Genomic DNA, 12908 nt, shown 5'->3' on the forward strand with positions numbered 1-12908 from the left:
GGGTTTGCCATGGACTCGACCATGATCCTCAGCGCCCGCTTCGGCCTTCTGGCCTTGCTCTGGGTGTTCATTTTCCTGGTGATGTGGACGCAGAGGAAGGATGTGGTGTCGGCGGGTGGCGCGGTGCGTCGTCAAGCAAGTGCCTCCGCCCCCGCCCCCAGGGAGAAGGTGCGCACCCTTGCGGTAGTTGAGGGGCCGCTGCAAGGCTCCCATATGGAAATTGCCAGCTTAGAAGACTTGACTGTCGGCAGAGCGGGAGACAACGATTTCCAGCTGGGCGACGATTTCGCCTCCTCGCGCCACGCGCGCCTGTTCCGCAGGGGCAGCGACTGGTTCGTGGAGGACCTGGATTCGCGCAACGGCACCTTCGTCAACGGGGTGCGCATTGATCAGCCTGAGCGGGTGACCGTGGGCACGGACATGAAGATGGGACGCACGATTGTGAGGCTGATGCCGTGAAGCTCGCGCTAGATTTCGTGGCCGTGTCCGACCGGGGCCTGGTCCGCGGCAACAACGAGGACTCTGCCTACGCGGGCCCGCACCTGCTGGTGCTTGCGGACGGCATGGGCGGCCACGCCGCCGGCGAGGTGGCCAGCCAGCTCATGGTCGAGCACCTCGAGCACCTGGACCGCGACCCCGAGGACGCGGACATGCTCGCGCTTTTGGGCGCGGCGGCCGAGGACGGCAACGCCTCCATCGAGGCCTCCGTGGCCGAGCACCCCGAGCAGGCCGGTATGGGCACCACCCTGACCGCGACGATGTTCAACGGCCGCGAGCTCGGTCTGATCCACGTGGGCGACTCCCGGGGCTATCTGCTTCGCGACGGCGAGCTCCGCCAGCTCACCGTCGACGACACCTTCGTCCAGTCGTTGGTCAACGACGGCAAACTCGCACCCGAGGACGTCTCGTCGCACCCGCAGAAGTCCCTGATTTTGAAGGCGTACACCGGCCGGGCAGTGGAGCCGCACCTGGAGCTGATCCAGGTCCAGCCGGGCGACCGGATCCTGCTGTGCTCCGACGGGTTGAGCGACCCGGTGACCCAGCAGACCATCCAACTCGCGCTCGGCGACGGCACCCCGGAGATGGCGGCGAACCGCCTGATCGAGCTGGCGCTGCGCTCCGGCGGGCCCGACAACGTCACCGTCGTGGTGGCGGAGGTCGTGGAGGCCGCGGAGGGCGATGCGGCCCGCGAGACCCGCGCCGTGGTCAGGGCCGGCGCGCTGGACCCGGGCTACGAGTCCTCCCACCCGGACTCGGCCGCCTCGCGCGCAGCAGCGCTGTTGCGCAAGTCCGAGACCATCACCCCGGACCACAACCGGGCCAAGCTCCAAGACGCGGACGCGTCCGACGACGAGGAGGGCCACACTAGCGGCGCTGTCGGTGTCACAGGGAAGAAGCAGCCGTCGTCGGTGTGGCCTTGGGTCGTCGCAACGCTTGTGCTTCTGCTGGTGCTCGCGGTGGCGGGCGTGATGTGGTCGCAGTCCCGCGCCACCGACGAGTACACGCTGAAGGTGCAGGACTCCGGCGAGTTCGTGGTGCAGCACACCACCCGCGACAACCTGTTCGCGGACGCGAAAACCGAGGACATCCAGCGCGCCTGCCTGAACACCAAGGGCGACCTGCGCGTGATTTCCAAGGACACCAAGCCGGGCGATTGCAGCATCTTTACCACCGAAGACTTGCCGCAAGACAAGCGCGAGGTCGCGGACGTCACCGGCTCCTACGACGACGTATTAGCCAAGCTGAATGAGTTGGCGGATCAGGCGCTGCCGGCCTGCACGGACAAGAAGAGCGCCGACGAGGGCAAGTGCCGGGAGGTGCGATGAGCCGCCTAGTATCCCGCAGCCGCGAGCTGCTCCTCCTGCTGTTCACCACAGGCCTGCTAGCCCTCATGCTCTTTGGCTTAGAGACGAGCCAAGGGCGCACCCTGTCCACCGAGATGCTCTACATCATCGGCGGGTTCATGGGCGTCTACGCCATCGCACACGTAGCCATCGCGTTCTTGGCACCGCACGCGGACCAGGTGATGCTGCCCGTGGTGGCGCTGCTCAACGCCGTGGGCCTGGTGGTGATCTACCGCCTTGACCTGGCAGAACGCCCCGGCTACGGGCCGCTGGCGGAGCGCCAGATGCTGTGGTCCTTAGTCGGCGTGGGGCTGATGGTGCTCACGCTCATTGTCATCCGCGACCACAAGTCCCTGTCGCGCTACTCCTACCTGCTGGGCCTGGTTGGCCTGATTCTGTTGGCCCTGCCGCTGGTGTGGCCGCAGCCCCCGGGGTATGAGGAAGCGCGCATCTGGCTGTGGCTCGGGCCGTTTTCCATCCAGCCCGGCGAGTTTTCCAAGATCCTGCTGTTGATCTTCTTCGCCCAGCTGCTGGCCCAGAAGCGCGCCCTGTTCACCGTCGCCGGCAAGCGCTTCTTGGGCATGACCTTCCCCCGCCTGCGCGACCTCGCGCCGATCCTCATGGTGTGGGCCATCGCCATTTTGATCATGGGCATCTCCAACGACTTCGGCCCGGCGCTGTTGCTGTTCGCCACCGTGCTGGGCATGGTCTACTTCGCCACCAGCCGCGCCTCCTGGCTGTTCATCGGCGTCGGCCTGGTGGCCGTCGGCGGCTACGCCGTCTACCAGGTCAGCTCCAAGATCCAGGAGCGCGTGTCCAACTTCATCGACCCGTTCGCGGACTTCGACGGCATTGGCAACCAGCCCGCCAACGCGCTGATCGGCCTGAGCTGGGGCGGCATCACTGGCACCGGCTTGGGCTACGGCCACCCGGAGCTGGTGCCGGTGGCGCACTCCGACTACATCCTGGCCGCCCTCGGCGAGGAGCTGGGGTTTGTGGGCATCGCCGCGGTGCTGTGCCTGTTCGCGGTGTTTATCACCCGCGGGTTCCGCACCGCCATGCAGGCGCGCGACTCCTACGGCAAGCTGCTCGCCTCCGGGTTGGCGCTGACCATTGCCATCCAGATCTTCGTGGTCGCCGGCGGCGTGTCCGCCATGCTGCCCATGACGGGCCTGACCACGCCGTTCATGTCCGCCGGCGGCTCGTCAGTGATGGCCAACTACATCCTGCTGGGGCTGCTGCTGCGCATCTCCAACAGCGCCAACCGCCCCGCGGACTACGACGCCGTCGCCGCGGGCACGGCGCGTCCTGAGGCGGTGGGTGCACGATGAACAAGTCCATCCGCTACGGCGCCGTGGTCGCGCTGCTGATGATCGCGGCGCTTTTGGTCAACTTCACCGTGGTGCAGGGCCTTCGCGAAGACGAGTACGCGCAGAACCAGCACAACTCGCGCATCCTCATGGACCTCAAGCGCACCAACCGCGGCGACATCGTCGCTGGCGAGACCGTGCTGGCGCAGAGCCACCGCGACGAAGAGACTGGCTTCTACCAGCGCGCCTACCCCAACATGCCGTGGTCGTTTGCTCCCATCGTGGGGTTTGTCTCCGACCAGTTCGGCACCTCCCAGCTGGAGGCCACCCACAACGGCGACCTCACCGGCGACTCCGGCACCGCCTCGCGCTTCCTGCGCACCGGGCTCGAGGACGGCAAGAAGGGCGACACCGTCGATCTGACGCTGGACCCGAACCTGCAGGCCTTCTCGTACGACCAGCTGGCCAAGCCGGGTTTTGATGGTGCGGTGGTGGCCGTGAGGCCGTCGACAGGCGAGGTGCTCTCCATGGCCTCGACCCCCAGCTACGACCCGAACGGCATCGCGGACCCGGCCACTGCCGAGGACGCCTGGGCCGAGGCCACCGGCAACCCCGCGAACCCGCTGCTGAACCACGCGGCGCAGGAGCAGCTGCCGCCGGGCTCGATCTTCAAGATCATCACCACCGCCGCGGGCCTGAGAAACGGCTTCACGCCGGAATCGCCACTGACCGGCGAGGCGCAGACGATCCTGCCGGGCACGGACAACATCCCGCTGACCAACTACGGTGGCCAAGCCTGCGCCGGCGGCGGGCAGGTGCCGCTGCGCACCGCGTTCGCCCTGTCCTGCAACACCGCGTTCGTGCAGATGGGCCTCGCCGTCGGCCCGGACGCGCTGCGCGACGCCGCCGCCCGCTTCGGCGTGGGCGAGCGCTACAACCTGGGCCTGCCGAATGCGGCCGGCTCGCTGGGCGACCTGCCCGGCGGCGCCGAGGTGGCCCAGTCCGCCATCGGCCAGCGCGACGTGACCATGACCGCGCTGCAGGCCGCGATGATGTCTGCGACCATCGCCAACAAGGGCAAGCGCATGGAACCGCACGTCGTGCGGCAGGTGCGCAACGCCGACGGCAAGGTGGTGCACGAAACCGAGCCGGTGGAACTCAACGAGGCCGTAACAGAACAAGAAGCCGCGACGATCACGGACTTGATGTTCGCGTCCGAGCGGTGGACTTGGGGCTACGACGGCAACGGCTTCGCCTCCAAGACCGGCACGGCCGAGCACGCCGAAGGCGCCGCCCCGCACGTGTGGTACGTCGCCTTCGACCCGGCCAAGGACGTCGCCGTTGCCGTGGTGGTGAAAAACGGCGGCAACCTCGGCGAGGCCGCTACCGGCGGCCAAGTCGCCGGACCGATCGGACGCGCCGTGCTGCGCGCAGCACCCGCCGCCCCCGCACCCGTGGAAGGAGCACAGTAGATGAACACCGAAAACCGCGAGGACCTGCAACAGCTCGTCGGCGACGGCTACCAGCTGCAGTGGATCATCGGCCACGGCGGCATGTCCACCGTGTGGCTGGCAGACGACCTGGCCAACGAGCGCGAGGTGGCCATCAAGGTGCTGCGGCCAGAGTTCAGCTCCAACGCGGAGTTCCTCGCCCGCTTCCGCAACGAGGCGTTGAGCGCCCAGGGCATCAACTCCGACAACGTGGTGGCCACCTACGACTACCGCGAGGCAGACACCGACGCGGGCTTCACCGTCTGCTACATCATCATGGAGTACATCCGCGGCGAGTCGCTCGCGGACCTCATCGCCCGCGAGGGCCAGCTGGATGAGGCGCTGGCTCTCGACGTGCTGGAGCAGGCCGCCCACGGCCTGGCCGTGATCCACCGCATGGGGCTGGTGCACCGCGACATCAAGCCGGGCAATCTCATGCTCACCCAGCACGGGCAGGTGAAAATCACGGACTTCGGCATCGCCAAGGCCGCCGCGGCCGTGCCCCTGACCCGCACGGGCATGGTGGTGGGCACCGCCCAGTACGTCTCCCCCGAGCAGGCCCAGGGTATGAAGGTCACCGCGGCGTCCGACGTCTACTCGCTCGGCGTGGTGGGCTACGAGCTGCTCTCCGGCAAGCGCCCCTTCACCGGCGACTCGTCGGTGTCCGTGGCGCTCGCGCATGTGTCCGCCGAGCCGCCCGCGCTGCCCATTTCTGTCTCTGCCCCGGCGCGCGAGCTCATCGAGATCGCCCTGCGCAAGGACCCCGGCCAGCGCTTCCGCGACGGCAACGAGTTCCAGCTGGCCGTCTCCCAGGTCCGCCAGGGCCTGCGTCCCGCCCAGCCCGGCGGCCACACCCAGGTCGTGGCCACCGAGCCGTCCGCGACCGCGTCCACCCAGATGCTGGCCAGCGTCGCCGAGGAACGCACCTCCCGCCCCGAGGGCGCCTACCCGCCGTCCGCGGCCAGGGCCGTTGCTTCTCGACGTCCTCCGGCTCCCCCCGCCCCATCCCGCGCCGCGACACCAGCGCCGCGCGAACGCGAACCGGAAAAGAAGTTGTCTGCGGCAGGGCCGGTGATCTCCGGAATCTTGCTGCTCGCGCTTCTGGCCGGCGGCGCCGCCTGGGCGTACACCGAGGGCGTGTTCGACCGCTTCACCGGCGGCGGCACCCCCACCACCCCGCGGCCCACCATGAGCGCAGCCACGCCGACGCAGGCGGAAGAAGACACCGAGGATCCGGTCACCGAAACCACCACCCAGCGCGAGCGCACCACCATCACGGAGCCGCGCAACCCGGGCACCCTGCGCTTCGAGGAGTCCGAGGCCGACAACTCCCCCGCCCCGGCGGAGCCGTCCGCCGAGCCGTCCGCCCCGTCCGCCGACGCCGAAACATCAGCGCCGGCGCATTCATCGGCGGCGGCTCCGACGCCTTCGGGTGGGGCGCTGGACGGTGGGACGTCGATAGGCAATCAGCCCGAGGTCACGAACGAGCCTGCCCCTGCGGTAGAATTGCCCAACCTTGATAGCTTGCTCGGAGGTGGCAGGTAAATGCTGATCGCGGACCGGTACGAACTCGGCGACATCATCGGCACCGGCGGCATGTCGGACGTGTATGCCGCCACCGACGTGTCCCTTGGGCGCGAAGTCGCCGTGAAGATGTTGAAAATCGACATGGCGCGCGACGAAAACTTCCGCGAACGCTTCCGCCGCGAAGCGCAAAACTCCGCGCGCCTGAACCACCCCAACATCGTCTCGGTCTACGACACCGGCTCCGTGGAAACCTCCGGCGTGGACGTGCCCTACATCGTCATGGAGCTCGTCCACGGCATGAACCTGCGCGATATCGTGCGCAACGAAGGGCCGCTGAGCCCCGAGCGCGCCGCGAAGCTGCTGCTGCCGGTCACCCGGGCACTGCAGGCCAGCCACGACGCAGGCATCATCCACCGCGACATCAAGCCCGCCAACATCATGGTCACCAACACCGGTGCCGTGAAGGTCATGGACTTCGGCATCGCGCGTGCGCTGGATGATTCCACCTCCGCGATGACGCAAACCTCCGCCGTCATCGGCACCGCGCAGTACCTCTCCCCCGAGCAGGCCCGCGGCAAGGCTGCCGACGCGCGCAGTGACGTCTACGCGCTCGGCTGCGTGATGTACGAATCGGTCACCGGGGTCCCGCCGTTTGAAGGCGAGTCCCCGTTCGCCGTGGCCTACCAGCACGTCCAGGAAGACCCGGTGCCGCCGTCCGAGCGCATCAACGCGCCGCTGTCGGACAACGAGGCCGTCAACGTCGACTCCGTCATCCTCACCGCGATGGCGAAACACCCCGCCGACCGGTACCAGACCGCCGACGAAATGGGCGCTGACCTCGCGCTTCTGGAGCGCGGCAACGTCACCACCGCCGCCCGCAACCACCTCGCCGCCGCGGAGGAGGACGCAGGCTCCCACGCCATCGACGCGCAGTACCCGCCGTCCCAGGACCACACGGTCGTAGTCGGGGATGTGGTGCGCGAACCTATGGTGCGTCGAGAAGCATCTGCCGCCTCCTCCGGGCACACGCGCTACGCCGACCACCGCGCCGCCAACGAGAAAACCTCCTCCAACTGGCTGAAGTGGCTCTCCGCGCTGCTCGGACTGCTGCTCGCCGCCGCGGTGTGCTGGTTCGTCTACGACTACTTCTCCGTAAACAAAGACAACAACGGCCCGGCCATCACCCAAGAGGAAATGGTCCCCGTGCCCGAACTCGCGGACATGCCGCGCAACGACGCCGTCCGCAAACTCGAACACCTCGGCTTTTCCGTCTCCGTCATGGAAGAACCCAGCCCCGACATCAAACGCGGCAACGTGATCTCCACCAACCCCGCCGCCGGCTCCGAGCTCAAGCGCGGCACCCAGATCACCCTGACCGTCTCCTCCGGCAAGGAGATGACCGACGTGCCGGACGTGACCAACCTGACCGCCGAAGAAGCCATCGAAGAGCTGAAGAAGGCCGGGCTGGAGCTCAACCCCAACGTGCGCCGCGAATCCAGCGCCAACATCGACGAAGGCATCGTCCTGTCCCAGCAGCCCGCCGGCGGCACCCAGATTGCCAAGGGCTCGCGCATCGCCATCACCGTCTCCTCCGGGCCGGAGATGGTGCAGGTGCCGTCCCTGGTTGGGCTGAACGTCGAGCAGGCCACCGCCACCCTGTCCTCCCTGCAGCTGCGCTCCACCGTCACCAGCGTGGACTCGCCGAAACCGGAGGGCCAGGTGCTCGCCGTCGCCGGTGAAAACACCGACGTGGAATCCGGCACCACCATCGAGCTGCGCGTCTCCAACGGCATGCTCATGAACATGCCGGAGATCACCCGCCAAAGCCCCGAGGAAGCCGAGAAGGCGCTCCGCGACGCCGGCTGGAACGGCCGCCTCGTGGCGGGACCGACGGTGCCCACCGGCGCGCTTGTGGACGACGGCCTGATCGGCCACCAGGAAGTCGACGCCGGCGAAACCATCCGCAAGGACCAAGCCATCGGCTACAACCTGTGGAAGTTCGACGCTGGCAAACTCATCCCGCAGAATAACGCGGCCGCGCCGCAGGCTGATACAGTTCAACCCCAGAACGCGAACAACGCGCTGCGGAATGTGCAGCGCGGGCTCGGGCTTTAGACGTCGATAAGCACGACGCATTGGCCCGCACACACCAAGGGAGCGCACATGCCTAAAGCAAAAGTAACCAAAGACCCCATCCGCCCAGCTAGCAGCACCTCCGCCGGCACCACGCGCACGCCGGTGAAGGTCAACACCGGCGGCACCCCAGTCTGGTACAAGGTGATCATGTTCGGGCTGATGATCTTCGGCCTGGCCTGGCTGATCCTCTACTACCTCGCTGGCGACCAGCTTGCGTGGCTCGGGCAGCTTGGGCCGTGGAACTACGCCATCGGCTTTTCGGGCATGATCCTCGGTCTGCTGATGACCATGGGTTGGCGGTAGTTCTTCTTCGGGGGTTTTGAGTTGGGGGTTGTGTGAAATCGGATTGTGGCAAATATTTGCCGCAATCCGATTTTTGCTTTGGCGGGGGTTCGAGGCTGAACGCATTCCTAGAGGGACCTGAGAAGCCGATTTATGCGACACATCACTGTATTTAAATAGCGCGATAGATTGCGCCGGGGTTTTACCCACAAATAACAGTATTAATACTGGTGAGCTGGCTTTCGCGACATGTCAATTACTTTAGTTTGACCCCGGATTGGGTGGATTGTTCAACAATATTATGACTCTTCCTTGGCAAGTGACTAGGTGTTATATGAGAGCTCCTCGCTGAGAGGTTGAGAAGCCCGTCCCCTGAAGAATCCACAATTGTTTCCCCGAAAGGAACGCCAAATGCGCGCATTCCGCATCGCTGGTGCCGCCAAGGCCGCGATCGCAGCCGTCGCCGCTGTCGCAATCGCAGGCTCCGGCATCACCGCCACCGCCCAGACCTTCGAAGAGTCCTACCCGGAGACCCCGGCAACCAACTCCGCGCTGCCGATCATCCACACCTACCGCGGCTCGGATCACCTGAAGGCGAACATCCTCAACCCGCGCCCGGTGTGCAACTCCACCGAGGACTACCGCACCATCGTGTACAAGGTGAAGGACAACTTCCTGCCGGTGGGCACCATCTCCACCACCAACCTGTCCGACAGTGCCATCCCGCTGTCCCAGGACCTGTCCCGCACCCAGACCATCTCCGCCTCCGTCAACGGCTCCAAGACCGAGACTCTGACGCTCGGCGGCTCCGGCTCGAAGGACGGCCTTCAGGGCAACATCGGCTACTCCCTGGCCAAGTCCCTGGGCTGGGACGTCTCCGGCTCCCTGTCCTGGTCCGTCGGCCAGAAGATCGGCCCGTACGACGTGCCGGCCGGCAACACCGGCGAGGCCACCTACGGCTTCCGCACCGTCACCATGACCGGCACCCAGCAGCGCTGCCGCCCGAACGGCACCTGGGCTACCCCGACCGCCTGGATCGCCAACATGCCGATCAAGAACGAGGTCCGCGTCAAGAACTACTCCACCCCGGCCGGCTCCTGGGCGCCGAACAAGGGCGCACAGGTCACCGACACCGTGGAGAACCCGAACCCGGCGTACAACGAGGACGTCAAAAAGATCGAGACGGGTGCAAACCTTGACGACGTCACCGTGGTCGACAACGACGAAGCCACCGACGTGACCAACAACGACATCGCGAACGAGGGCGCAGAGGTCATCAACGAGGTCGAGGAAAAGGCTGCTGACGAGGTCAACGAAGTCGTCGATAAGCAGGCAGATGCCCAGCGCGACCTGGACCTCCAGCCGTACTTCACCACCTCCTCCTGGAAGGTGCCGGGCGCCGCTGGCTCCGTCGCACTGCGCGTGAAGAACACCGGCGCGAAGCGCTACTGGGGCGAATTCCCGGCCCTGACCTTCCGCGTCGAGGTCGGCACCGAGGCAGGCCCGGAGGGCGTTGACCGCCTGATCACCACCACCCAGTACAACGGCACCCACATCCGCGACCTGGGCTACGACTTCGACCGCGGCATCCGCACCTTCGAGGTCACCCTGTCCAACCCGATCCTCGCCGGCGACGAGATGCTGCTGGGCGCATTCTCCTTCGGCGACGGCAAGACCAAGGAAGGCCGCCTGTACAACTACATGAAGGTCACCCAGACCGGCCGCCTCGCAGGCGACACCTCGTTCTACAACGACCAGGACGTGGACTCCCGCGACGTGACCGTCTCCGACTTCGGCAAGAAGATCCGCGGCGTGTTCTAAAGCACTGCTGAATAGCGCGAAAGCCCGTCGAGTCTGTTGCGGACTCAACGGGCTTTTTTATGTGCGGGGACTAGTTCTCCTTCTCAGCGCGCTTCTTGGCGAAGGACTCGCGGACCTTCTTCTCCAGGTCGGCGTCGACCTTGCCCCAGTACTCGTAGACGCGCTCCTCGACGTCCTTGTGCTTAATCGCCATCATCTTGTTGGTGATGTTGTGGACGAAGCGCTCCTTCTCCGCGTCGTCGAACACGTCGCGGTAGAGCGTGCCAGCCTGGCCGAAGTCGTCGTCCTCGGCGTGCTTGACGTACGCCTCGCGCACCAGGTCAGTGCCCTCCGGATCCGGGTTGACGTAGAGGTTCTCCGCCTGGCCGTAGTCGGTGAAGTTGGAGGAGGAATCCTCGTTGTTGTCCAGGTAGCCGGCGCCCTTCTCGGTGCGGTTGGGCACGTAGTTCGGCTCGTTCTCCTCGTTGAAGAAGTAGGCCATGTTGCCACGCTCGGAGTAGGTGTTCACGTCGTTGAGCGGGCGGTTGACCGGCAGGTCCTTGTAGTTCGCACCGATGCGGTGGCGCTGCTGGTCCGAGTACGCGAACACGCGGGCCTGCAGCATGCGGTCCGGCGACAGGCCCACGCCCGGCACCAGGTTGGCCGGATCGAGCGCGAGCTGCTCAATCTGCGCGTGGTAGTTCTTCGGGTTGCGGTTGAGCACGAAGTAGCCCACCGGGATCAGCGGGTAGTCCTTCTGCGACCACGTCTTGGTCAGGTCGAACGGGTTGAAGCGGTAATCCTTCGCCTCCTCGAACGGCATGATCTGCACCTTGACGTCCCAAATCGGGTAGTCGCCGTCCGCGATGGCGTTGAACAGGTCCGCGCGCTGGAAGTCCGGGTCGGTGCCGGCCTTCTCGGTGGCCTCCTCGTCGGTGAAGCACTCCCAGCCCTGGCGGGTCTTGAAGTGGTACTTCACCCACACCGGAGTGCCCTCCTCGTTGATCCACTGGAAAGTGTGGGAGCCGAAACCGTCCTGGTGGCGCGACGTCTTCGGGGTGCCACGGTCGCCCATCAGGTAGGTCACCTGGTGCGCGGACTCCGGCGTGCGCGTCCAGAAATCCCACTGCATCTCATCATCGCGCAGGCCCGAGTTGGGCTGGCGCTTCTGGGAGTGGATGAAGTCTGGGAACTTAATGCCATCGCGCAGGAAGAACGTCGGGGTGTTGTTTCCCACGATGTCGTAGTTGCCGTCCTCCGTGTAAAAACGCAGCGCGAAACCGTGCACGTCGCGCCACGTATCCGGGGAACCAGCCTCGCCCGCCACGGTGGAAAAACGCGCCGCCATCGGGGTGACGGTGCCCGGCTGGAACAGCTTCGCCTTCGTGTACTTGGACACGTCCTCCGTGATGTGCAGCTCGCCGAAGGCGCCGTGGCCCTTCGCGTGCGGGATGCGCTCAGGCACGTTCTCCCTGTTGAAGTGCGCCAGTTTTTCCATCATGTGGACGTCGTTAAGCACATTGGCTCCCTGGCGCCCCTGAGTGACCGAAATGTGCTCCGAGGCGACCGGCTGCCCGCCCAGCTCGGTGGTGCGGCCCTTGCCTGCGGGGCGATCGCCCCTGGAGACGATCTCTTCCGCCTTGCTCTGATCAGCCATTGCTCACTCCTTGGATCGTTGGTTGCGTACGTCCCCACCCTAGGCATTTTCATGGGCGCGCGAGTTTCCACGACTACCGCTCCCCGAGAAGTGACTCCACCCTGCGCAATTCGTCGTAAACGTCCCGCTGGTCATAGGTGAAACCACCGGACCAGGCCAGCTCTTTCAACGCATCATCAGTTGGCTCCTCCATTCCCAAGGATTCCGCCAACTGTGCACGCAAGCTGCGTCGACGCTCTCGCAGCTCCGTATTGGTAAAGCGGCGCACCTGAAGCTTCATCAGACTCACCTTCCTTTCTTTGGCCTTGATCTTGGTTAACGAGCTCGACACCAACTCGCCGTTGTTCGAACGATATCTATCCACACCTGTGGATAACTCTGTGCACAACTCCACAGGGCAGTGGAATGTGCTGGTTTGCTTTCGAAAACGCCACGTTCCTTCGGCGTGTCATTTTCGCTGTTCGACGTGTCGTTCGACGAGTTACACGCGTGTAGTTATCCACACTGTGGACAACCGCTGTGGATAACTTGAAAGGTCTGGTTAAAGGTCAAAAAGTGTGTCTGGAATCGGCGATTTCTGGGGCTTGACCTCGGCGTTTCAGGAAAATATATGGTTCGGGAATTTCCGCCTTCCTTTCGGACTGTAAATTCTCGGTTTGCGGCGGCGATCTGGTAGAGCTTGATCACTCAGCCCGCGTGTAAACCCAAAAAGAAGACCCTAGCCGGGCTTTCGCTGGCTAGGTGTTCAAAAGACCGAAATGGTAGCGGTGTGGTGAGTATCCGGTAGCGGCTGAGTGAGTACCCGGTAGCGGAGGCTCACCCGGGCTCGGCACCGGCGGCGAGCCGGTCAAGGATTCTGGGA

The 12908-nt window shown here is 65.4% G+C and carries 10 protein-coding genes; 8 read left to right on the forward strand and 2 right to left on the reverse strand.

The genetic code is table 11. The features are described from left to right. The first annotated feature begins 9 nt into the window (after positions 1-9). From MHY23_RS03910 to MHY23_RS03945, 8 genes are all read left to right on the forward strand, one after another. Positions 10-459 (forward strand): FHA domain-containing protein, encoded by a 450-nt coding sequence (locus MHY23_RS03910; protein ID WP_239306510.1) that lies wholly within the window; start codon positions 10-12, stop codon positions 457-459. After that, positions 456-1826, forward strand: coding sequence for a protein phosphatase 2C domain-containing protein (locus MHY23_RS03915; RefSeq protein ID WP_239306511.1), 1371 nt, complete (start codon positions 456-458; stop codon positions 1824-1826). The genes MHY23_RS03910 and MHY23_RS03915 overlap by 4 nt, the downstream gene beginning before the upstream one ends. Further along, entirely contained in the window at positions 1823-3175 is a 1353-nt protein-coding gene (locus MHY23_RS03920; protein WP_239306512.1) for an FtsW/RodA/SpoVE family cell cycle protein, read from the forward strand. Before MHY23_RS03915 ends, MHY23_RS03920 begins: the two co-directional genes overlap by 4 nt. Next, on the forward strand, positions 3172-4626 hold the full coding sequence (locus MHY23_RS03925) for a penicillin-binding transpeptidase domain-containing protein (protein WP_239306513.1): 1455 nt from the start codon (positions 3172-3174) through the stop codon (positions 4624-4626). The genes MHY23_RS03920 and MHY23_RS03925 overlap by 4 nt, the downstream gene beginning before the upstream one ends. Further along, on the forward strand, positions 4627-6189 hold the full coding sequence (locus MHY23_RS03930; RefSeq protein ID WP_239306514.1) for a serine/threonine-protein kinase: 1563 nt from the start codon (positions 4627-4629) through the stop codon (positions 6187-6189). Next, on the forward strand, positions 6190-8286 hold the full coding sequence (gene pknB, locus MHY23_RS03935; protein WP_239306515.1) for a Stk1 family PASTA domain-containing Ser/Thr kinase: 2097 nt from the start codon (positions 6190-6192) through the stop codon (positions 8284-8286). 48 nt (positions 8287-8334) lie between these two features. After that, positions 8335-8610, forward strand: a complete 276-nt coding sequence (crgA, locus tag MHY23_RS03940) for a cell division protein CrgA (protein ID WP_181889436.1) — start codon at positions 8335-8337, stop codon at positions 8608-8610. Positions 8611-9000: 390 nt separating this feature from the next. Then, positions 9001-10410, forward strand: a complete 1410-nt coding sequence (locus tag MHY23_RS03945; protein ID WP_239306516.1) for a hypothetical protein — start codon at positions 9001-9003, stop codon at positions 10408-10410. 70 nt (positions 10411-10480) lie between these two features. Here MHY23_RS03945 and MHY23_RS03950 read toward each other — a convergent pair whose 3' ends face one another. Beyond that, complete coding sequence (locus MHY23_RS03950) at positions 10481-12046, reverse strand: catalase (RefSeq protein WP_239306517.1); 1566 nt, start codon at positions 12044-12046, stop codon at positions 10481-10483. Positions 12047-12119: 73 nt separating this feature from the next. Then, a complete protein-coding gene (locus tag MHY23_RS03955) occupies positions 12120-12326 on the reverse strand; it encodes a hypothetical protein (protein WP_181889433.1) in 207 nt (68 codons plus the stop codon). Positions 12327-12908: the final 582 nt, after the last annotated feature.

The organism is Corynebacterium sp. ACRQP, assembly GCF_022345915.1.
In the GTDB taxonomy this organism is placed as follows: domain Bacteria; phylum Actinomycetota; class Actinomycetes; order Mycobacteriales; family Mycobacteriaceae; genus Corynebacterium; species Corynebacterium lehmanniae.